This is a genomic window from Thermosipho africanus Ob7 (assembly GCF_003351105.1).
GTDB lineage: Bacteria > Thermotogota > Thermotogae > Thermotogales > Fervidobacteriaceae > Thermosipho > Thermosipho africanus.
The window spans coordinates 22,488-44,678 of the sequence record NZ_NKRG01000009.1 but is presented as its reverse complement, the minus strand read 5'-3'; the positions used below and the strand labels follow the sequence as shown (position 1 = coordinate 44,678).

At 28.8% G+C, this 22,191-nt stretch carries 18 protein-coding genes; 3 read left to right on the top strand and 15 right to left on the bottom strand.

Features of this window, described 5'->3' with window-relative positions:
* Positions 1-82: 82 nt before the first annotated feature.
* Genes OB7_RS08805 through OB7_RS08790 form a run of 4 tightly spaced genes read right to left on the bottom strand, consistent with a single transcriptional unit; the run spans position 83 to position 7,954 of the window.
* Positions 83-3,103, bottom strand: a complete 3,021-nt coding sequence (locus OB7_RS08805; protein WP_012579751.1) for a PD-(D/E)XK nuclease family protein — start codon at positions 3,101-3,103, stop codon at positions 83-85.
* Positions 3,100-6,225, bottom strand: a complete 3,126-nt coding sequence (locus tag OB7_RS08800) for a UvrD-helicase domain-containing protein (RefSeq protein ID WP_012579750.1) — start codon at positions 6,223-6,225, stop codon at positions 3,100-3,102. Before OB7_RS08800 ends, OB7_RS08805 begins: the two co-directional genes overlap by 4 nt.
* A 10-nt stretch (positions 6,226-6,235) precedes the next feature.
* Entirely contained in the window at positions 6,236-7,210 is a 975-nt protein-coding gene (gene galE / locus OB7_RS08795) for a UDP-glucose 4-epimerase GalE (protein WP_004104635.1), read from the bottom strand.
* Positions 7,211-7,954, bottom strand: a complete 744-nt coding sequence (locus tag OB7_RS08790; RefSeq protein ID WP_012579749.1) for a pseudouridine synthase — start codon at positions 7,952-7,954, stop codon at positions 7,211-7,213.
* Positions 7,955-8,021: 67 nt separating this feature from the next.
* Between OB7_RS08790 and OB7_RS08785 the strand changes: the two genes are divergently transcribed.
* Entirely contained in the window at positions 8,022-8,453 is a 432-nt protein-coding gene (locus OB7_RS08785) for a DUF445 family protein (protein WP_114703086.1), read from the top strand.
* A gap of 115 nt (positions 8,454-8,568) precedes the next feature.
* The gene (locus OB7_RS08780; RefSeq protein ID WP_041427187.1) at positions 8,569-9,135 is read left to right on the top strand and encodes a DUF445 domain-containing protein; all 567 of its coding nucleotides are present in this window, start codon (positions 8,569-8,571) and stop codon (positions 9,133-9,135) included.
* A gap of 26 nt (positions 9,136-9,161) precedes the next feature.
* Here OB7_RS08780 and OB7_RS08775 read toward each other — a convergent pair whose 3' ends face one another.
* From OB7_RS08775 to OB7_RS08765, 3 genes are all read right to left on the bottom strand, one after another.
* Positions 9,162-9,431, bottom strand: a complete 270-nt coding sequence (locus tag OB7_RS08775; RefSeq protein WP_012579748.1) for a CPF_0552 family protein — start codon at positions 9,429-9,431, stop codon at positions 9,162-9,164.
* Between the two features lie 82 nt (positions 9,432-9,513).
* Complete coding sequence (bcp, locus tag OB7_RS08770; RefSeq protein WP_012579747.1) at positions 9,514-9,966, bottom strand: thioredoxin-dependent thiol peroxidase; 453 nt, start codon at positions 9,964-9,966, stop codon at positions 9,514-9,516.
* A 76-nt stretch (positions 9,967-10,042) separates the two neighbouring features.
* Positions 10,043-12,409, bottom strand: coding sequence for an ATP-dependent Clp protease ATP-binding subunit (locus OB7_RS08765; protein ID WP_012579746.1), 2,367 nt, complete (start codon positions 12,407-12,409; stop codon positions 10,043-10,045).
* Positions 12,410-12,632: 223 nt separating this feature from the next.
* Between OB7_RS08765 and OB7_RS08760 the strand changes: the two genes are divergently transcribed.
* Entirely contained in the window at positions 12,633-14,057 is a 1,425-nt protein-coding gene (locus OB7_RS08760; RefSeq protein ID WP_114703084.1) for a sensor domain-containing diguanylate cyclase, read from the top strand.
* A 96-nt stretch (positions 14,058-14,153) separates the two neighbouring features.
* On the opposite strand, the gene OB7_RS08755 is transcribed toward OB7_RS08760, so the two are convergent.
* The 8 genes from OB7_RS08755 to OB7_RS08720 are packed head-to-tail and all read right to left on the bottom strand — an operon-like array spanning position 14,154 to position 22,187.
* Entirely contained in the window at positions 14,154-15,110 is a 957-nt protein-coding gene (locus OB7_RS08755) for a tocopherol cyclase family protein (protein ID WP_012579744.1), read from the bottom strand.
* Complete coding sequence (locus OB7_RS08750) at positions 15,100-16,080, bottom strand: aromatic ring-hydroxylating oxygenase subunit alpha (RefSeq protein WP_004104595.1); 981 nt, start codon at positions 16,078-16,080, stop codon at positions 15,100-15,102. Before OB7_RS08750 ends, OB7_RS08755 begins: the two co-directional genes overlap by 11 nt.
* Positions 16,081-17,607, bottom strand: a complete 1,527-nt coding sequence (locus tag OB7_RS08745; protein WP_012579743.1) for a phytoene desaturase family protein — start codon at positions 17,605-17,607, stop codon at positions 16,081-16,083.
* 4 nt (positions 17,608-17,611) lie between these two features.
* Complete coding sequence (locus OB7_RS08740; protein WP_114703083.1) at positions 17,612-19,168, bottom strand: phytoene desaturase family protein; 1,557 nt, start codon at positions 19,166-19,168, stop codon at positions 17,612-17,614.
* On the bottom strand, positions 19,120-20,115 hold the full coding sequence (locus OB7_RS08735; RefSeq protein WP_004104593.1) for an SDR family NAD(P)-dependent oxidoreductase: 996 nt from the start codon (positions 20,113-20,115) through the stop codon (positions 19,120-19,122). Before OB7_RS08735 ends, OB7_RS08740 begins: the two co-directional genes overlap by 49 nt.
* Positions 20,116-20,559: a nuclear transport factor 2 family protein gene (locus OB7_RS08730; protein ID WP_012579740.1), complete on the bottom strand. Its 444-nt coding sequence runs from the start codon at positions 20,557-20,559 to the stop codon at positions 20,116-20,118. It lies immediately after the preceding gene.
* Positions 20,546-21,136: a glycerol-3-phosphate acyltransferase gene (locus tag OB7_RS08725; protein ID WP_004104590.1), complete on the bottom strand. Its 591-nt coding sequence runs from the start codon at positions 21,134-21,136 to the stop codon at positions 20,546-20,548. The genes OB7_RS08730 and OB7_RS08725 overlap by 14 nt, the downstream gene beginning before the upstream one ends.
* The gene (locus OB7_RS08720) at positions 21,129-22,187 is read right to left on the bottom strand and encodes a glycosyltransferase family 2 protein (RefSeq protein WP_114703082.1); all 1,059 of its coding nucleotides are present in this window, start codon (positions 22,185-22,187) and stop codon (positions 21,129-21,131) included. Before OB7_RS08720 ends, OB7_RS08725 begins: the two co-directional genes overlap by 8 nt.
* Positions 22,188-22,191: the final 4 nt, after the last annotated feature.

Here is a 22,191-nt window from a genome sequence, read left to right as displayed (position 1 = left end):
TACATTAAATTATAACAACAAAACACATAAACAACAATAATTTAATTTTTTTGTGCTTTTTTGTTAACAATAAAGAAAAAAACTACTTGGCTAATTTTATATCTTTATATACTTCAAATCCCCCACAAGCCTCAGAATATTCGCACTTATAATACCCTGTACATGTTTTTTCTTTACTTGTATTAACTTCAAAATTATTCTTTACCAAATAATTCAAAAATGGTTCTAATTCTCTTTCTACAAAAATTGGTTTAAATTCGCCAGAAAGAATCTTATCCAATATACTTTCTACCCACTCTTTAAAAAAGCTATAATCTACTTTATCAAAGCCAGCTGCCTTACCTTTTCTTTTAATATACAAACTATTGTCTTCTCTCTTTAAAAAGTAAGATTTTTTATCATCTATACCTAAAAATACTAGATAAGTATCAAAATCTGCTTCACCTAGGCTAATATAAGAACCTTTATTTTCTCTTATTACATAATCATACAATAATAATTGTTCAATTAATTTATAATCGATAACTTTTGTTTTATAATCAACTATTGCATAAGCTTTTTTGTCAATTTTTTCCATATTATCACTAACTTCAGAACTTTTTTTACCAACAAAATTTGTATAATTTTCTTTAAGTTCATCTATCCTATCAATCCTTGCTTCAAACTCCACAGTTCTATTAAATAAACTATGAGTCTTATACACCTCTTCCAAAGACTTTATTGCCTTAATCTCTAAAATTTTTCTTCCAATCTTTAGATAACTTTCACTGAAAAGTCCTTCGATAAATTCTTCTAATTTTTGAGTAAACTCTTCTATATTTATTTCTCTTGGAATTTTATACCTATCAAATTCCTCTTTATATATTTCATCATATGCTTCTTCTACATAATTTTTTATCTTTTCTTTATTAAATGAAATCTCTTTTTCAAAGTAATTTTTCAGCACCCTATGATACAATATTCCTTTATAAAGATTTGATTTATCTTGGCTATAATACCTTATTCCTGCAACATGTTTAAAATAATAATATAATGGACAGCTTACATAATCTGAAATTCTGCTATGACTTAACCTTTTTATCTCCGCATCACTTTTAAATTTTTCATTTAATATCAATTTATTTTCTCCAAAATATGCCTCATATATCCTTTTATCCTCTTCAGAAAAGATCATCTCTGGATCAATCAAAATATATCTTTCATCACTTTCTTCTTTAATTTCTCCAAATTCTGCTGCGTATATAGATGGGACAACAGGATCACCTGAGAGTGTAGCCTTAGGATACGAAATATAGTTATGAGAAGAAAATATAAGTGAAAGTACAAAATTTCGCCTTTCTACTTCTTCATTAAAAGATTTCAATTTGTTTGGTTCTGAAAGTGTTTGCAAGATAAGCGGATTAACATTAAAGCTAGGATAAACACCATCTACCGCACTTACAAAGAATTTGTATTCTTTTTCTACAAATCGGGCAATTTGAACATCCACTATATCAACTGCATTTTCCTTTCTTGGAGAAAGCCTGTAGTTTTCAGCATTTACAATACTTGTTAAAATTTTAAACATATTCCTCCACGAGGTTTTACCCATGTTGTACTGCAAGAGGTTATCTATAACTTCAGAAAATTTGTACAGAGCACTAATTTCCTCTTGGATTATGCTTATATATTCCTCATTATTAAAAACCTCAAATTTATCCAAAAATTTTTCTTTAATAAATTTTTTAAGAAAGACAAGAAAATCACCATTTATATTTTTATCTATCTCTTCAAACAAACCAAATAAATTCTCTAATACCTTTGAAAACTTTAAATACTCTTCTTTCTTTTCTTCTACTTGCTGCATTACATCTTCATCTTCAACATTTTCCAATTCTTTAATTCTTTCATTTATTTTTTCTATTATACTTTTTGAAAAATCTCCCTCTTCAATAGAAAATTCCTTAAACAATGATTCAATTTCATCCATTGTAAGCCCTAATGTATCTACAAATGGTGTTTCTAAAGTTGCAAAGATATTTTCTAAATCATACCCGAAATATTTTGTCTTAAATGGTTGTAGAATCATCTTAACTACTTTACTCTCTGAAAGTTTTACATTCATCGAAAGATTAAATGGAACTTTCATTTCATCTAATTTTTCTGCAATTTGTTTTGCTATTTGAATATTAGGAGCAACTATAGCAATATCGGAAGGATTTACCCCGGAAAGAATCAGTTTTTTCACTTTTCCACTAACATTAACAATTTCACTTATAACATTCTTGTATCCAACTACTTCTGTTTTCTCCTTTAAATTTAATTTTTCTGTTTTCCAATCTTCAATCTCAAATCCATTTTCGATTAAAAATTCATATATCATATCAAGTTGACTAAAAGCTCTATCATCTATTTTTCTCCATACATAAAAATAAACATCTTCAAAATGATTAAACATTTCCTTTAAAACCTGTCTCAAGATAGGTGTTATATCAAAAAAACCACTTACAACAAGTGTTTTTCGTTTTGATTCAACAAACTTTGCATTTTCAACGTACCATTTATACGAAGTAATTGAGTCATATACTATTTCACTCTTTTGAAGAGTTAAACTTATATCCTTTAACAACTCATTAACAAGTCTTGAAACGTTACTTTCAACATTTAAAAGCTCATTAATCTCCATATAATAGGGCGGTAATTTTTCAAAAGTTGAGTTTCGCATTTCCCATGCCTTTTCAAATAAATCAAGAATGTATTCTAAAATTCCCTTTGACTTTGAAACAATTTTTATAAACTCTCTGTAACTATCATCATCAATGGCTGAATTTTCATACTCTTCTATCTTTTGTGCTATAAAAGCTTTAAAGAAATCCCTATCAAAGAATACCGCATCCATATTATTTCTAAGAAGGGTTTCTACAACGTACTGATTTATAACTCTAAAAGCATCTCTGTTAATAGCTTTACCAAATTTCTGAGAAAATTTATCTGATATCTGTCTAACATAATATCCGGTGGGGCCAATGAATAAAAATGAAAATGGATCATAATAATTTAGCATTTCATTAGCCATATAATCAAAATGACCCTTATCTATATTAACAACTATGGCCTTTTTCATGCTTTCACCTTCTTGCAAGATTCAAAATTTTCAATTGCAGCTTTTATTTTTTCTTCAAAATTTTCTTCAAGGCTAACTTCTATAAATTCTCCCGTTTTTGTAGAAATAATATATCCTTTTTCTGGTGCGCCAAAATCTCTTAAAAGATACATATAAAACTTTATTTGAAATTTGTATTTTTCAATATTTTTTGAATTTTTAAAGTCAACGTTTTTAAAATCAAGAACATATATCTTATTGCCTTTAAATAAAACCTTATCAGGAATTCCAAAAAGCATGTATCTTCTATCATTTACAAAAAATGGCTTTACAACTCTCCATTCAGAAATAACATTTGCTCCTTTAAAAAGTGATTCCAACTTATCTGAAATTTTCACTTTTAAAATCTTTTCCTCTTCAAGGTATCTTAATTGAGAAATAGTATTTACCGAAGAAAGTTTTCTGTGTATATCTGAACCTTCAGAAGTTTTTTCATCAAATAAAAGTAAAATATCTTCTTCTTTTGCCTCTTTCTCATTTCCAAGATATCCATACAAAGTAGTCGGTGAAATATAAGACTTATACGCCAGTCCATTTAAGTCTTTAAGGTGCACTTGCGGTATATCCTTCTTTTCAAATACTTGCTTTGTACTTTCTTCATCAAAATTTATATCTTTTTCAACGTCAATTTCTACTTCCTCAAAATCACCAATTAACCCCTTTAATTCTTCTTTTTCCTGATCTGAAAGTTTCAGATAATTTGCCAATGTATTATCTTTAGAGTCCTTAAATATAATCGGTATAAACATTTCAGAGGCTCTTGTAATAGCAACATACAGCTTTCTTCTATCTTCTGTTTTGTCGTATACTCCATCTTTGTAAAATTCCTTTATTGCCTCAAAGATTCTTTCATCATGCTTTGTTTCTTGTTTTAAATCATCAAAAAATTTTCTTAAAATGTAATATGTCGTTTCTCTTTCCTTTGAAAACATTACATTTCTATTAGATTTTTTCTCTTCTGAATAAATATCCCCCAAAATCACTATCTTAAATTCAAGTCCCTTTGATGCATGTATTGTCATAAGTTTTACACTATCTGAATTTTCATCTTCCGTTGCTGCTTCAGATTCATTCTCCAAAGAAAGTTTTTCAATTAACTTTACAAGTTGTGAAAACGATTCTGCCATCTGATCAATAGCTGATGCATCTAAAATAAGCTTTTTTACATTTAATATTGCGTTTTGAAAATCTTCAAAATAGACTAGTTTTTCAAAGTAGTTTAGCTCTCTTACAAGCCCTTTTAAAACTTCAGCAGGCCTAATAAAGTATTTAAGTTGTGAGTATTTCGCTAGCACTTCAATTGCTTTATTTACTTTTTCATCATCAAATTTAATCTTTTTAGCTGTTTGAAAAAGAGATTCATCTGAAATTCCCTCTTTTTTTAATTGAGTATTTTTTGAAACAATCTTTACATAATCTCCAAACTTTCCAAGAACCAGTGGTGAAAAGAAAAATTGTGTAAAGTAAAAATCATTATTTGGGTTTTGTACAGCATACAAAGCATTTAAAAGCGCCTTTATTTCAAGCCTTTCGAAAAAACCTTTGCTTGAAACAACGTGAAGTGGAATATTAAATTTTTTAAAAACATTCTTGTATACCTCTTCTTGATTACTAAGAGTTGATCTAAGAATAACAAAATCTGAATACTTTATCTTTCTCTTTACATAATTATCTTTTTCTTTTACAGTCATAGTTTTACCAACAAGATTTTTTATTATATACGCTGCAACCAATGCTTCACTTTTTTCTCTTTCTTTTTTATTTTTACCACCATTATCAACCAACACGTATTTTATTCTTGAATTTTTATCCTTTAAAGCTGGAATCTCTCCATCATATACTCTCATAGGAATTGATTCATCAAATTCTTTGTTATACCAAAGTTTGTTGTATAAATCTGGAGAGATCGTCTTAAACACTTCAAATTCATCTACTTCCTCATTTTTAGAATTTTTTATTATAGTCTTGCTAAATATCTTTTTTTCGGATATAAAGTTAAAGTATTTTACTAAGATATAATTAGATCTGTAATTTTCCTTGAGTGCAAGGACTTTTTCTCCACGCTTTTCAAATTCATTTTGAGTTTCTAAAAACACAGAGACATCTGCATTTCTGAACCTATAAATTGATTGTTTTCTATCACCAACATAGAATAAATAATTATCCTCCCCATGAAGTTTATCAAAAAGCTCTTTTTGTAGATAATTTGTATCCTGAAATTCATCAACAATGATGTACTTAAATTTCTTTTGATATTTTTTTCTCATCTCATCTTGTTCAAGAAAATCCAATGTCTTTTCTAGGACCGCCTTAAAATCAAATTCAAAATTATCTATTGTATATCCTTCATATATCTCTTTTGAAATAAGAAGCATGTACTTAAATACTTCAAGACTCTTTGACCTTATTTCATCAATACTAAACAACTTTTCAGGCACAGAGGCCCTTTTCATCTCAGCTCTCCAATGTTTAAGAACATCTTTCAAAGTTTCCATAAATTTGTTAAGATCTTTATATTCATTTACAAACAATTTTCTTATCTCATCTTTGTATCTTTTTAAAATTTCAAGATAATTTTTAATCTGCTTTTTTCTTTCACTAGGTATATTGCAAGTTATACTAACTTCATCAAAATCAAACAACTGAAATACATATCTCAACGTTAAAAAAACAGCTCTTTCAATGTATTTTTCCATCTTTGCATTGCTTATTATAGAAAAGCTTGGATCAATCTTTGCATTAATATTTTCCTCTCTTAAAATTCTCTGGCAAAAACTATCTATTGTAGAGATTATGGCTCTTGACAAATTATTTTTCACTTTTGACCAATACTCTTTATTTTTAGACTGTGAAAATTCTTCGTTGACAAGTTTCACAATCCTTTCTTTCATTTCTGCTGCCGCTTTTCTTGTAAAAGTAACAACTACAATTTCATCAACTATCTCTGGATAATTTTCTTTTTCATATTTTTTCAGTATCTCCACATAATAATTTGTTATTGTAAATGTCTTTCCAGTTCCTGCTGATGCGGATATAAAATAATTTTTATTTATATCCTTTCTAATTTCTTCTAATACAGACATAAATATCGCCTCACTTTTTCCTTAAAACTTTATGCCAATTCCATGCAGTTTGAATAATCTTTTCAAGATCGTATTTTGGCTCCCATCCAAGTATTTTTCTTGCTTTTGTGTTGTCTGCAATAAGGTATGCTGGATCTCCTGGTCTTCTATCAACTTCTTCAACTTTAAAATCTACGTTTGTAACTTCTTTTACTTTTTCAATAACTTCACGAACTGAGAATCCAGAACCACTTCCAAGATTAAAATAATCGGTTTTCTTTTCACTAATCAAATACTCAAGGCCTTTAATGTGTGCATCGGCCAAGTCATTTACATGAACAAAATCCCTTATACAAGTTCCATCTTTTGTTTCATAGTCCGTTCCAAAAATCTTTATACTATCTCTTACAGAAAGTGCAGCATCTAAAATTAAAGGAATTAGGTGAGTCTCTGGTTCATGGGCTTCTCCAATTTCTAATGATTCATCTGCACCCGCTGCGTTAAAATATCTAAACCTTATACTTTTTAAACCGTATGCTCTATCAAAATCATCCAAGATCTGTTCAACCATATATTTACTTTTACCATATGGATTAATTGGCATTTTTGGATCATCCTCTTTAATTGGTATTCTTTGTGGCATTCCATATACAGCAGCAGTAGAAGAAAAAATAAAGTACTTAACATCATGCTTTAACATTGAATTTAATAAAGTAAGAGTATTTGAAACGTTGTTTTGGTAATATTTATTAGGATCAACAACAGACTCTCCCACTTCTATATATGCACAAAAATGCATTACCGCATCTATTTTATACGTCTTAAATACAAGGTCCAATAAATTTTCATCTGAAATATCTCCAAGAACAAATTCTCCATACCTTGTAAAACTTTTATACCCATGAGAAAGATTATCAATTACTACAACATCATATCCCCTTTCTCTTAACATCTTACAAACGTGTGAACCTATGTAGCCTGCTCCACCTGCAACTAGTACTGTCATTTATTTTTCCTCCCCCTTTTTTAGCTTTAAAAGTCTTTCTAGATCTTTTCCCTTTAATTTAGTTAAATCTCCTTCATTTGGAACAATTGAAATAGATATAGGTCCATGTGCTATCCTTTTTAGCTCAAGCACTTTATGACCTATTGATTTAAAAAGTCTCTTTATCTCATGTTTTTTACCTTTAATAAGCACTACTTTTATAATTGAATAATCAAAACCTTTTTCTAAAATATCGAAATATTCAAGTTTTAAAAAATCCCTTTCATCGTATATTCCTTTCTTTAACTTCAACAAATCATTAAAACTTACACTGCCAGAAACTTTAACTATATATTCTTTTTTTACTCCATACTTTGCATTTGTGAGAATATCTATTAATTTACCATCGTTTGTTAAAATCAAAACTCCCGTCGCGTCTTTATCAAGCCTTCCAGCGGGCTTGACTGGTGTTTTTATATGTTTTATCAATTCTTTAATTGTCTTTTTCTGCTTTGGATCATATAAAGTTGTTGCATAGCCTTTTGGCTTATGAAGAACGTAATATTCAAATTTCTGATTTATCTTTAATTTTTTATTATCAAGCATTACAATATCATCATCTTTTACATCAAACCAAGGTTTGTCAACAACTTTTCCATTAACTGTCACTCTACCCGCAATTATGTATTGATCCGCCTTTCGCCTTGCAAATCCACACATTTGCAAATACTTTTGTAATTTAATAATTTCATCTCCCTTCAACATTATTTTATCATTAAAGACTTGAAAAAAATTAAATATACACTAAAATTTATTTGAAAGGAGGAATTATATGATTAAAAAGCTTGCAAAAGATATTTTATTTTGGATTCTACTTTTAACTTACATAGTAAGTTACAATATATATACAAATTCTAATATCTTTGCCTTTAAAATAATTGGACTTTTGTCAATAGGAGGGCTTGTTGGGTATATTACAAATATCCTTGCAATATGGATGCTTTTTAATCCGAAAAGAAAAATTCTTGGACTTCAAGGAGTTATCCCAAAAAAAAGGGATGAAATAGCAAATAGCACCTCAAAGATAATAGAAGAAGAGTTTATAAATCCAAAGTCATTGCGTGAGTTTATAGAAAAAAACAAAGAAAACTTTTTAAATTCTATAATTGAATTTCCAAACTCAAAAGAACTAGTAATACCACCACTAAAGAATATAACAAACGACAGAGAATTAGAAAAAAAAGATAACAAAAGCCATTTTTGAAAAAATTGACGAGGAAAAGCTCTGGAATTTAATAAAGGAAAAAAGTTTATCTGAACTCAATATTGACACATCAGAGATTTTAATTAACAACATTGATAATTTTATAGATGATTCTTTGAAGGAAAAAGTTAAAGAATTTCTAATTTCAAAAATTAAAATTCCACTTATTCCTATAGGTTCTTTTGTTGAACCATTGATTGATAAATTCTTTAATGATGTTAAAAACGACATACAACAAAAAGGTGAAATCTATAACAGTTTAAAGCAAATTATAAAACAAAAGATTAACAATAAAAAGATAGAAGATCTTTTAACATTTGAGCAATTTAAAAATCTTATCCACAACCTAAAAAGCAATATCTTTGATTTCACAGTTAAAAAAGTTTCAAATATATTAGAAAGAAAAATAGACATAAAAGAACTATTAAACTATCTTGGTCTAGACATAGAAAAATTGTTAGTAGATATTTTTACAAAATATGAAAATAGAATAATTTGTTTAGTTGAAAAATTCTTTGAAAAAATATCTTTCAAAGAAATAATAAAGGAAAAGATAGAAAGCTATTCTTTGGAAGAAATGGAAGAAGTCACACTAAAACTTGCAAGAAGAGAATTAAGATACGTAGAAATTTTTGGAATACCACTTGGAATGCTTATAAGCGTCTTTCAAATAATATTTTAAGCCTCGGAAAACCCGAGGCTTAAATTTTAGTTAAACCTTAATCTCATTAAATCACATTTTACGCCTGGAATTTGATTTAACTTTTCTTTGAGTTCTTCATGTTTTGATTCATCATCAACAAGTTCTAATATGATAAGTCCTGAGTTTGAACAATATTGTGGAACACCTTCATGTAATCCCAATCTTGTTTTAATATAGCATCCATATTCTGTCAAAAGTTCTTGAACTTTTGTTGCTGCCTTTTCCCTGTTATCAATTAAAATTGCCATAACAGTTCTTACAGTAATATCTGTCATAAAAACACCCCCTTTTTTAGTGCAAAAATTCACAAAATTAATCAAAATACACGTTATTTTATTTATCAATAATATTATACCATTATAAAAGTTCTTTTAAAGTTTTTAAAACTTCATTTGCGTGATCCTTTACTTTCACATTTCTCCAAACCTTTACTATATTTCCGTCTGGATTAATTAAAAAGGTACTACGAATGACTCCAAAATATTCTTTTCCATACATCTTTTTCTTACCCCAAGCCTGATAATCTTCAATAACTTTGTGAGCTTCATCACTTAAAAGAAGAATAGAAAGAGAATGTTTTTCAACAAATTTTTGATGTGATTTTGGACTGTCTTTACTTATACCAATAATAACTGCTCCTAACTTTTCAAATTCTTCTTTTAGCTGCGAAAAATCTTTTGCCTCTCTTGTGCAACCTGAAGTATTATCCTTTGGATAAAAATACAATACAACCCATTTGCCTTTAAAATCTTCCAAACAATGCATTTTACCATTTTTGTCAGGAAGACAAAAATTCTTTGCTTTTTCCATACTTTCGCCTCCTGAAATTATTATACCACTTTCAATTTTAAAATAAAAAAAAGTGGCTCCTACTTGGAGCCACATTCTATTTTGTCAATTCTTTTTCTTTTTCTACAATCAATTTTCCATTTTCTTCATCAACTAGAACAATATCTCCTTCTGCAATTTCTCCAGCAATTATTTTTACCGAAAGTGGTGTTTCAATTTCTCTCTCTATTAACCTTCTAAGTGGTCTTGCACCAAATGCTGGATCGTAACCTTTTTCTGCTAGATATTCTTTTGCTTTCTCTGTAAGTTTTATCTTTAAATTCTTTTCTTTTAATCTATTTTCAAGCCTTGCAACTAATTTTTCTACAATTTCTTTCATATGCTCTTTTGTCAATGGCTTGAATATCACTACATGGTCTATTCTATTTATGAACTCTGGTCTAAAGTAGTGTTTTAAATCTTCACGTACAGATTCTTCTATCTTTTCAAAATCAACTCCAGCTTCTACTTTTCTCAATATCTTATCACTTGCAAGGTTACTTGTCATGATTATTATTGTATTTCTAAAATCAACTGTGTTACCTTTACCATCAGTAAGTCTACCATCATCAAAGACTTGTAAGAGTACATTGAATACCTCAGGATGTGCCTTTTCTACTTCATCAAGGAGTATCACACTATATGGTTTTCTTCTAACAGCTTCGGTTAATTGACCACCTTGATCATAACCAACATATCCTGGAGGTGCACCTATAAGTCTTGCAACTGAGTGTTTCTCCATGTATTCACTCATATCAATCCTTATGAGTGCGTTTTCAGAGCCAAAGAGTAATTCAGCAATTGTTTTTGCAAGTTCAGTTTTGCCAACACCACTTGGTCCTAGGAATAAGAATGTTCCTATTGGTCTATTTGGATCTTTTATACCAGCTCTTGCTTTTCTTATTGCATCAGCAACTACTTTTACAGCCTCTTCTTGGTCTACCATTCTCTGATGGACTAGTTCTTCAAATTTTAATAATTTTTCTTTTTCAGACTCCATCATCTTTGTAGCTGGAATTCCAGTCCAAGATTCTACAACCTTTGCGACAGTTTCAGGTGTTACTTCTCTTGAACCATACTTTTTCTCGAGTTCTTCGTATTGCTGCTGCATTTTGTACATTTGCTGCTTCATCTCTGCAGCTTCTTTATACTGTGAATTAATCGTAAGTTCATCTATTTTTTCACTCAAAGATTTTATTTTTTCTTTCAACTCAGTCAATTTTGGATCACTATTTTTCAAACTTACTTTTGCAGCTGCCTCATCTATTAAATCTATTGCCTTGTCTGGCATAAATCTGTCCTGGATATACTTTGCTGAAAGCTTTGCAGCAGCTTCAATAGCATCGTCTGTTATCTTAATATCATGATGTTTTTCATATGTTTCGCGCAATCCTTTTAATATCTCTATAGTTTCCTCTACACTTGGTTCTTCAACAAGTACTGGTTGGAACCTTCTTGCAAGAGCCTTGTCTTTTTCAATGTGTTTTCTATATTCTTCAAGTGTAGTTGCACCTATGGCATGAAGTTCTCCTCTTGCAAGTGCTGGTTTAAGCATATTTGATGCATCCATTGCACCTTCTGCTGCACCTGCTCCAACAATGGTATGTAACTCATCAATGAAAAGAATAACATTATCTTTCATTTTCTTAATCTCTTCCATTACTTTCTTTAAACGCTCTTCAAATTCTCCTCTGTACTTGCTTCCTGCAAGCATTTTCCCTAAATCAAGCATTAATATTTTTTTATTCTTCAGCTTCTCAGGAACTTTACCTTCAACAATTCTTTGAGCAAGGCCTTCAACAATTGCAGTTTTTCCAACACCTGGATCTCCAATAAGGACTGGGTTGTTCTTTGTTTTTCTTGAAAGAATTTCAATTACCCTTTCAATTTCTTTTTCCCTTCCAATAACTGGTGAAAGTTTACCTTCTTTTGCAAGCTTTGTTAAATCAGTGGTATACTTTGCTAATACATTTCCTTCACCATCAATTTCTCCAGAGTCTGCTAGCTCTTTAACCGCTTTTAAAACCGAATCATAAGTTACATTGTACTTTGATAATATAGCTGCACATTGAGTTGAAGCATCCTTAAGAACAGCTAACAAAAAGTGAACTGGTGATACTTTGCTTGAACCTAATAACTTACCTTCTTTTCTTGAAAGTTCAAAAATCCTAGATAGCTCATTTGACATATAAACACCAGAAGATGAACCGTAGTAAACCCCATATTGGCTTTCAATTAATTCTTCTAACCTATCTTCGATTTCTTCAGTAGGTACATTTAAAGCTTCAAATATTTTTTGAATGTTTTCATCTTGAAGAATTTCATATAGTACATGCTCGGGTTTTAACAGGTTCTGCCTTCTTTGAGATAAGCGTTCTGCTGCTTGCTGGACTAATTCTTGCATCCTTTCATCTAAATATCTCATATATCTCACCTCCGAAAAATTTTTCTTTTATCAGTCATATATTTAGACTGATAACATATGGAGGAGTTCAAAATTTTAATGTAAATTTTTTGTTAACAAAAGTAACAACAAGAAAAATATGGTTTTTGTGATATAATATTAATTGAGTAAATAACTATAACTTAAAAGGTAAATAAAAATTATTGGGAAGGATCAATATTATATATTAAAAGGGGAAAGAATAATGTTGATCTTTTTGTTTATTTTAACCTTCGTTTTAATTTCATTACTATTTTATATTGTTAGAATTATAAAATTAACAAAACTTATTTATAATACTGCAAGGAAAGATTCTAACGTTATAATCTGGAAAAATTCCAGAATTTTATACTGTGACAAGCCATTAATGGAACTATTAAAAAAGCATGGAATAGATGTAAATGATTTTAGAAATTTTTCTTTTGAAAAGATAAATTTCTACATTAATAAATATCCTTTTTTAAAAGAATTTTTTGAAAAGTTTAGAGTAAACTTTGAAGAAAAACTCTTTGAATATGAAACTACCATTTTCCTTTCAAATGAATTTTATAAAATCAAATTTAGAAGAGAAAAGAATAAGACAACTGTTTATTCTGTGTTATTGATAACAAACGTAATATTAAATATTAAGGAATATACAGATGAATTAATAAGTTCTATTTATAAAATTCCTGAAGAATTTTTTAATTTAACAACCTCGGATACTTCAACATATGAACTTGTAGATTATTTCTTTAATTTTCTTTCCAGTCAAAATATAATTGACTCATTAGTCGTTGGAATTAGAAAGATTGATGGCTCAATTAATATAATTTATGGAAAAATAGGAGATAAAAAATTTAAAAACTTCACAATTAAGGATAAAACATTAATTTCATACATATCAGATACTGGAGAAAAGTTGTACGTAAATAACTCAGAGGAATTAAAATTACCCGAAGAATATAAATTAATGAAAGTGATTAACAAACCTTACTCAATATATGGGATACCTTTAAGGATAGGAGAAAATGTCTTTGGGGCTGTCTTATTTGAAAAGGAAGGGAATAATAAGTTCTGCTTAAAAGACTTTCATCTATTTGAAATACTTGCATTCTTAATTTCAATTAGTATTAAACTCAAAAATGAATATCAAATCCTCTATAAATCAAGCAAAGAAAAATTCAAAAAAGCAATAATTGATCCACTAACAAAAGCATATAATAGAAATTATTTATTTGATGCTCTTAATAAAAACATTAAATTTTCTAAAGAAAAGTCAAAATATAAAATTGTAATTTTTCTTGATTTAGATAATTTTAAATACTTAAACGATAAATATGGATACGTATACGGAGACAAAGTACTCAAAAACTTTGTAAAAACTGCAAAAATGGTTTTAAGAAAGGATGACATTATAATAAGATACGGCGGAGATGAATTTTTAATATTACTATATGATTTAAATATTGAAAACGCTGAAAGTGTAATTCAAAGAATAAGAAAAATGATTTTAAATTCTGAGTTTAAAGTTGATTTTTCTTACGGCCTAATGTATTTTGATCATGAAAAAAGTTTAGAAGAAAATATTAAAATTGTTGATAAAAAAATGTATGAAATGAAATCTAAGAAGAAAAAACTAAATCTCTAGGATATAAAGTTTACAAATAAAAACAACTTTACCAATTGTATATGCTATCAAGTTTAATTTAAATATAAAAAAACATCTTGGAAATTTTTTATAACCTTATAACCTAATTTTCATATCATCAATTATATTCCCAACTACCTCCAAACCTGCGTTTTTTCCAATTCCGGCAAATAAAAGCTCATTGCCTTTGTAAAGTTTTACTTTAACTTTTGCGTTCAAACTTTCACTTATTCTTTCAACCATTTCTCCTTGTCTTGGAGCTATTAAAATATTTCCTTCTGATTTAATAATTTCAACATTCATCTTATATTTTCTCTTTTGTACAGTTAAGAAAATTCTATCTTCAAATATTTCTAAATTTTTAATTTTTGAACCATTGTAAGTAGTAAACTTATACAATTTACCTCTAACATACAATCCAATAATAAATCCCACAAAATAATTTCTAAAAAAAGGTACGGTTGCTATTGATATACTTATTGATTCATCTTTCTCAAAATCATTTGATGCACTCCAAATCCATGATTTTGGAAAAGAAATTCCCCAATCTTTTTCAATATAACCTTTTCCATTATTAAAATCTATCTCTTTTCCATTTACTTTTAAATACCCTCTCACCTTATGATTAAAACTAAGAATTCCGTGATAGCACTCAAGAAAATTTAAAAATCCAAAAGGCCCCATCACTCCTGGGCTAAATATACTTACAGGCCATGGTTTTAAACCTTTAAATATTAATTGCCCTTCAAAGTTTTCAAGATTGATCTTTATTTTCTCAAGTGAAAAATAATTGTCCTTTATCTTAACCCAAAACGGTTTATTCGAAAATTTAAAATCACTAAATTCAAATCTGAAATATTTTGAATAACCTCTATTGTCAATTACCTGGATAAAAGAATGGGAATCACTTCCAATTGATATTCCAGGTATAATAGCAAAGACATATGAGCCATTTGAGCTTGTGTTTTTAAAATACCAACCTTCAAAAAAATTTTTTTTACCTTCTCCATGGTAACTTTCTGGATGATAAATTAAAATATTATCAATCCCCATTTCCCAGTTTTAATTCTTCCCTTTTCTTTCTATACTCAATTATAGGCAAATCTCCTAAAATAAGCTTTTCATTCATTTTTAACTCCGTCTTTTTAGGAATTTGAGTTTCTACAACTCTTCTATCTTGATTCAATACTATTCTATTGAAAATATTACCAATGGAGCTTATAATTTTGTTAATAAACCTTATTTTTGTAAAAGCAACATAAAATCTCAAGTAAATTTTTGTGTGCTCTTCATCAATTGGAACAAAAGCAGCAGTAACTCTCAATTTATCAAGAATATGATTTTGCCAAAAGTTTGGAAATTTAAATTCTAAATAAACTTTACTAATATCATTTATATCAATCTCATCAGGTTTCTTTGCAGGTGTTCCATCATCTACCCGGTTGTGAACGTAAAAGTAAAACATTGTTTCATTTTGCCATTTCACTATTGGGCCATCAACAACTGTTCTATTGCCTTTTCCAATAGTATTGTAATGAACTATAGGAACATGAACAACATCTAGTTGATTTTCAATCGCACGGGTATAATTAACATTCCAAACTTGTGTAAATTCACTATATGAAAATTCTTCAGATATATCATCAAAATATTTTGGAATATGAGTTGGTTCTCCATCACCATACCAAACCCAAATAAAATCAGCTATTTCATAGGTGTAATATTTTTTCACTTTGTACCTTTCAGGAACTTCAACATTTCTTCCAAAGGCTGGAATCACTTTTACTTTACCATCTGTATCATATTCAAATCCATGGAAAGGACACATTATTCTATCATTCTCTAATAATCTCCCATGGGATAAAGAAGCTCCCCTGTGACAACAAATATCTGAAATACAGTTTACTCTACCATCTTTACTTCTCCAAAACACCAATTTTTCGCCAAATCTTGTAACTCCAACTAATTTTCCTTTTTTTAATTCTTTTGAAGACATAACTATATACCATTGATTTTTAATCATCTAATATACCCCCCAAGTATACTTGCTGGCTATCTTTCCAGTTAAAATAGCCATTGGAACTCCAGATGGAGTATAGGCCCATTTTCCCGCTTTGTAAACATGTGGAATAGATGTTAAGGCAGCTTTTTGAAAATTATTCTTTATAGGCGCTTTTTCTTCAAACCCCCAACCTATAATAGAACCATCACTTGTATTAGCATAATTTTGTATTGAAATTGGACTAGATGAAAATTTAAAGAGTATATTGTTTTTTAAAAACGGATATATTGAATCTGAAAGGACATCTATAAAAGCTTCATCCATTTTCTCTTTGAATTCTTCATACCAACCTTCATCATAAACTTTTTTTACTATTTCATAATCAAGAAGCACACTTACAATAACTCCAGTCTTACCTTTTGGGGCAGCAGTTTCATCCTTCAAAACTGGAATTGATATTTCAAATGTATTATACTTTACAAATCTTTTTATCCAATTTAATATATCCTTTTTTGTACCATATGATATTAAATTTTTTATCTCTTTTCTATGAATATCTCCTAAACCTTTTTTGCAAGGTGCATAGAAAAAATGACCATGAGAAATTCTTTTAAATTCTTCAGGTGGAACATCAACTGCTAAATAAAGCGTATAAACAGATTCTGCCGGTTTTCCATTTAAAATTTTTTCTTTTTCTTTCAAAAACTTTCTGCTTGTCAAATTAACCATCTTATATAACTCTTTTAAATCAGCCGCCCAAATTAATATATCGTATGGATATTTTTTCCCGTTTTGATCTAAAACAACCTTTTTTTCTACATCAACCGAAACAACCTTTGTATTGTAAAGTATCTCTCCCTTTTCCTTCAAAAAATATTCTTCTAGTTTTTTTGGAAAAGTCCCAAGACCACCTTTTAAATAAAAATAATCCGTATATATGTAAAAATAACTCAATGCATAAAAAGCTGGAATATTTTTGAAAAAATGCTGGCTTATGATATCTATCAAAGAATTATTTTCGAAAAATTTTTTCAGATATTTTTCTACAGGAATGTTCATATTTTTCATTGCCATAAAAACTTTTAACGCTTTTAAAATCCAAGGGAGATATTTGAAGTATTCACTTTTGTCTGCAAAAAGAGGATTTTTTACACTATAAAGTATTTCAATATAATCCACCATTTTTTTAACAACTTTTATAAAATTAGAAATCTCATTTGTATTTTCTGGATAAAGTGATTTTAACATTATTTCATAGTCTTTTATATTTTCTTTAGACTTAACATCAATAATTTTATCTTCAACACCTACAGAAACATAGTTAGGCAAAACATCTAATGCCAAGTTTAATTTTTCTAGCATTGGAAAAATTATACCTGAGTTTAAAAGTGCTCTAACTCCTCCCTCAAATCTAAATCCATCTTTTACAAAAGAATTAACGAGGCCACCACATTTTTCATTTTTTTCTATAATTGTAATATCTCCTTGTGAAAAACACCCCGCAGTTAAACCCGAGATACCTCCACCCACAATTACAACTTTTTTCATTTTATCACCTTTTACTTATTATTTTTGCAACAATTCTTCCAGTCATTATAGCAGTAGGACCACCGGCAGGACTAATTACCCACTTTCCTACTGTAAAAATATTTTTAAAAGGTGTTTTTACCGATCTTGAAAGATTTATAATCTTATTTTCCACGGGAATTTCATTTTCAAAAGACCAACCTACAATTGATCCTTCAGAAGTAAGTGCATATTTTTCAAAAGTTAAAGGAGTTGCTGAAAATTTAAATATGAGATTATTTCTCAAATCTCCATAAAGTTTTTCTAAAATTTCTAAAACGATATCCTCAACTTTTTCTTTAAACTCTTCATACCAACCTTCCTCAGATATTTTCTTAGTAATCTCATAATCAAAAAGGAAGCTTACATTTATACCCGTTTTACTTTCAGGCGATGCTGTTTTGTCTCTGAGAGATGGTATTGAAATTTCAAAGGTATTATATCTACAATATTTTTCAATCCAATTAATTTTCTCTTCTTTGCTAAGATTATCCCAATTATTTAATATTTCAGACGTATTTCTTAAAATTCCAAGCCCTTTTCTTTCAGGAGTATAAAAAATATGGCCCGAGGCAATTTTTGAAAATTCTAAAGGAGATTTGTCAACGGCCAGATATACATTATATACTGACTCTGCTCCTTTTGAATTTAGAATTTTTTCTTTTAACTTTCTGATTTTATTATCGTTGCCCTCTATGTTTTTATAAAAATACTTCAAATCTCCTGCCCATACCAAATACTTGTATTTGTACACATTACCTTCTTCATCAACAATTAGATTCATATCAGGTATAATCTTTACAATCTTTGTATTGTATTTAATTTCTCCATTAAGCTCTAAAATTTTCTGAGCTATTTTACAACTTAAATTCCCCATTCCTCCTTCAGGATATAAATAATCGTTAAAAAGCGCAAAATAACTTAATGCAAAAAATGCAGGTGTGTTTTTAAAAAAGTGTTGTCCAATTATATCATTTAATGATTGATCTTTTGATAATTTATTTAATAAATCTTCATACGGCATTTGAAGGGCATTTATCTTAAAAATTGTATTTAAAAATTTAAAGATATATATCAAAAATCCAGGAATTTTCAAAAATACATTTTCTTTCTTAAAAAGTGGATTATCAACACCATATAAAATTTTCATGTAAGATATAATCTTTTTTATTTCATTTATTATATTGTCCACGTAAATCGAACTTTGAGGATAAAGTTCTTTTAATATATTTGAATATTCGTTAATGCTCTCTTCATCATTAACAATCACTTGTCTGTCTTCAACTCTCAAAGTTATAGGATTTTTTAAAAATTTTAAATCAATACCTAGCTCCTCTATCATAGGTTTTATAAGCCCAGAATTAACAACTGCTTTTGCTCCACCATCAAATCTAAAACCTTCTCTTTCAAAAGAGTTAAATAAACCTCCACATTTCTCATTTTTCTCTATAAGTAAGACGTCTTTTCCAGCTTTTGCAAGATACACTGCAGAAGTTAAACCTGAAATTCCTCCTCCAACAACAATAACTTCTCGTTCTTGCATGTTACCACCTCGCAAAATTTTACTAATTCCAAAGTTTTTTTCCATAATTCTACAGCAACTTCCATATCCCTTGCGGGAGGAGTTAATTCCTCCTCAACTGTAAGATGATAAAATTTATCAGTAACATTCTCAAGCTCTTCAGAAACTCCAAGATAATATAAAGCCTCAGCTGAAATTTCAGGCGAATCGGAAAGCTTATCTAAAGTTTTCTTAAAAATTTTATATAACTTTCCGTTGTCACGCCCAGTGTTACTCCTCACCATACCTGGATGCATCGCTATTATGGTAGGGCCTTTCAACAACTTTGCATAAATATGCATGGTTAAAATCTGACATATTTTTGCAGAACCATATGCCTTCAAACCAGAATATTTTGTCCTTTTAAACATCAAATCATCAAGGTTCGGACCCCAAACAGCAAATCTATAACCCTCTGAACTTACAAAAATTATTCTTCCTTTTCCTTGCCTATTAAATTTTTCCAAAAGCATGTTATTTATTATAAACGGTGCAATAAAATGGACCACAAAAGTTTCTTCAAAACCATCTTTTGTTATCCTTTTCTTTGTATTGTAAACACCAGCATTGTGTATCAAAATATCAATATCCTTATCCAATTTGTTTAAAAATTCTCCAACTCTGTAAATATCCTCCAAAATGCTCAAATCTGATATATAATAATCAAATTCTACAGGATATTTATTTAAAATTTCTTCTTTTAATCTTTCTGATTTTTCTTTGTTTCTATTAATTGTTAACAAATTTGCCCCCATTGAAGCAAATTTCATAGCAGCATGATAACCTATTCCAGAAGTTGCACCTGTAATTACTACAAATTTACCATCGGCTCTTTTTTCGCATTTTTTAACCTCTTGTTTCATATTCCTAATCATTTGAAAAACATTGGACCACTTGTACTCTTTCCAATACTGCCTTATTTTATTCATCTATCCAAACACCTTCCTCATAAATTTTCGATATAATTTTCCAAGAAATGGTATATTATCAAATATATCTCCCCAAAGATCATAATAATCTCTTTGATCAATTATCTTTCCTGTATCGTTTAACTTTACCCTACTTGCACCGTAGACTACCGATGTTTTTGTTTTTTTAAAAAGTATAGTCATTTCCCATTCTAGAAACATAATATTGCCATTTTGAACAGCATTTACTATTTTCATTTCAAGTTTTTTGGAACGCTTTGTTAACCTCTTTACCATCTCACTAAAATCTTTCAATCCATATATTTCCTGAATTGAATCTCTAAAATGAATATTGTCATCATAATAAGGTAAAAGATGTGACCAATCAGGTTTCCCATCAGTATTGTAAGTTTTTTCCCATAATTGCTTTAGATGTTCTAAATCTCTTATTCTATATTCTTCCAAGTAAATCCCTCCAAATATTTTTTATCTCCTTTCTATGCTTTAAAATAACAACAAAAAAATTAAAAAAATACAAATAATATAAATACAAACTCTTTTCATACATAATATAAGGAATTAAAGATAAAAATCCAAACAAAAAAATCAAAAAGTCAAAATCAGAAGACTTTTTATTTTTAAAAATGGTCTTTAAAATAACTAATACGCTCCCCATTATAATTGGTGCTTTCCAAATAGTTGCAGCAGTCCAAACACCAAAACTAGTAGTTATTGCTTTACCACCTTTAAAGTTTAAAAATGGACTAAATGCATGCCCTAAAACAGAAAAAGATAAAGCAATAATATAAACCCAGTAATTTAAATGATCTTTAAATAAAATAACAGGGAAAAAACCTTTTGAAAAATCTAAAAAAAGTCCAATGAGTCCAAATTTCCATCCTTTCATTTTCCATAAATTTGAAACGCCTGGATTTCCGTCACCTAAAACTCTAATGTCAACACCACAAATTTTCCCCAAAAGATAAGAATACATCATTGAACCTGATAAAAATTGTAAAATGACAATAAAAAATTCAAACATTTATCTTTCTTCCTTTCCAAACAACACTATGTAAAAAAAGCTTTCTATATAGAGAGTTAAAAAAAGTAACAGCAAAAAACAAAAGATGTATAGGAAAAAAGATGTAATCATACCATTTATAATCACCTAAGTTCTTTGAAAGCAAATACAAAAAAACAACAACAGAGAAATACCTGTAGACAAAATATCTATCAAATGTAAAAAGCGCACTAAAAATTCCAAAGGTCCATAAAATCGCTATTATTAAATTAAAAAAACCTCCACTAATTGAACCAGACGCCATATTTTTACTAAATCCTTCATAAAGTTGCCTAAGATTTTGTGGATACATTCTAAATTTTATGTATCTTCCTCCAAGAAAATTTTTCACATTTATATTACTCTTTGAATAAAGTTTTCCAAGCTTTATATCATCTAAAACACTATCTCTTATTGCCTTATGTCCTCCAACAAATTCATAATCTTTTCTACTTGTTAAAATTACTGGTCCAAATGCTCCTTTTGGTTTTCTTGAAAAAGTACCAATAAGATTACTCAAATAAATAATCACAAGATTGAAAACTAAAGTAAAGTGTTCATGGAATTTCTCAAATCTTTGATAAGGCCATACAGAAATAAGTCCTTTGTATTTGATAAACTTTTCAACTAAAGTTTCAATAGCTTCTCTTTCAAGTTCAACATCAGCGTCAACAAATAAAAGCAATTCACCTGATGAATTAATATATCCATTCCATATAGCCCATGATTTTCCATTCCAACCTTGCTTTGGAGAATCTTCAAGTTGTATCAATTTAACCTCTTGGAATTTTTCTGCAACCTTTGCTGTATTATCTTCTGATGCATCATCTACAACTATAATTTCATGTACCTTTAATGTCTGATTTCTAACGCTATTTAAAATCTTTTCAATATTTTTTTCTTCATTTCTAGCAGGAATGATTACAGAGATTTTGTAATTAGAACCAATCTTTTTATTACTTTTAAGCAAAGCATTATTCTTATTTAAAAGAAAATATAAAGAGATAATCAAAAAGGCTATGTAAAAAAGCATATTT

What these genes read in the sequence shown, in the direction of transcription:
- OB7_RS08755 (WP_012579744.1), bottom strand. Translation starts at nt 15,110, where the DNA reads ATGGGGATTGATAATATTTTAATTTATCATCCAGAAAGTTACCATGGA.
- OB7_RS08800 (WP_012579750.1), bottom strand. Translation starts at nt 6,225, where the DNA reads ATGTCTGTATTAGAAGAAATTAGAAAGGATATAAATAAAAATTATTTT.
- OB7_RS08725 (WP_004104590.1), bottom strand. Translation starts at nt 21,136, where the DNA reads ATGTTTGAATTTTTTATTGTCATTTTACAATTTTTATCAGGTTCAATG.
- OB7_RS08745 (WP_012579743.1), bottom strand. Translation starts at nt 17,607, where the DNA reads ATGAAAAAAGTTGTAATTGTGGGTGGAGGTATCTCGGGTTTAACTGCG.
- OB7_RS08765 (WP_012579746.1), bottom strand. Translation starts at nt 12,409, where the DNA reads ATGAGATATTTAGATGAAAGGATGCAAGAATTAGTCCAGCAAGCAGCA.
- bcp (WP_012579747.1), bottom strand. Translation starts at nt 9,966, where the DNA reads ATGGAAAAAGCAAAGAATTTTTGTCTTCCTGACAAAAATGGTAAAATG.
- OB7_RS08750 (WP_004104595.1), bottom strand. Translation starts at nt 16,080, where the DNA reads ATGATTAAAAATCAATGGTATATAGTTATGTCTTCAAAAGAATTAAAA.
- galE (WP_004104635.1), bottom strand. Translation starts at nt 7,210, where the DNA reads ATGACAGTACTAGTTGCAGGTGGAGCAGGCTACATAGGTTCACACGTT.
- OB7_RS08785 (WP_114703086.1), top strand. Translation starts at nt 8,022, where the DNA reads ATGATTAAAAAGCTTGCAAAAGATATTTTATTTTGGATTCTACTTTTA.
- OB7_RS08790 (WP_012579749.1), bottom strand. Translation starts at nt 7,954, where the DNA reads ATGTTGAAGGGAGATGAAATTATTAAATTACAAAAGTATTTGCAAATG.
- OB7_RS08740 (WP_114703083.1), bottom strand. Translation starts at nt 19,168, where the DNA reads ATGCAAGAACGAGAAGTTATTGTTGTTGGAGGAGGAATTTCAGGTTTA.
- OB7_RS08775 (WP_012579748.1), bottom strand. Translation starts at nt 9,431, where the DNA reads ATGACAGATATTACTGTAAGAACTGTTATGGCAATTTTAATTGATAAC.
- OB7_RS08760 (WP_114703084.1), top strand. Translation starts at nt 12,633, where the DNA reads ATGTTGATCTTTTTGTTTATTTTAACCTTCGTTTTAATTTCATTACTA.
- OB7_RS08735 (WP_004104593.1), bottom strand. Translation starts at nt 20,115, where the DNA reads ATGAATAAAATAAGGCAGTATTGGAAAGAGTACAAGTGGTCCAATGTT.
- OB7_RS08720 (WP_114703082.1), bottom strand. Translation starts at nt 22,187, where the DNA reads ATGCTTTTTTACATAGCCTTTTTGATTATCTCTTTATATTTTCTTTTA.
- OB7_RS08805 (WP_012579751.1), bottom strand. Translation starts at nt 3,103, where the DNA reads ATGAAAAAGGCCATAGTTGTTAATATAGATAAGGGTCATTTTGATTAT.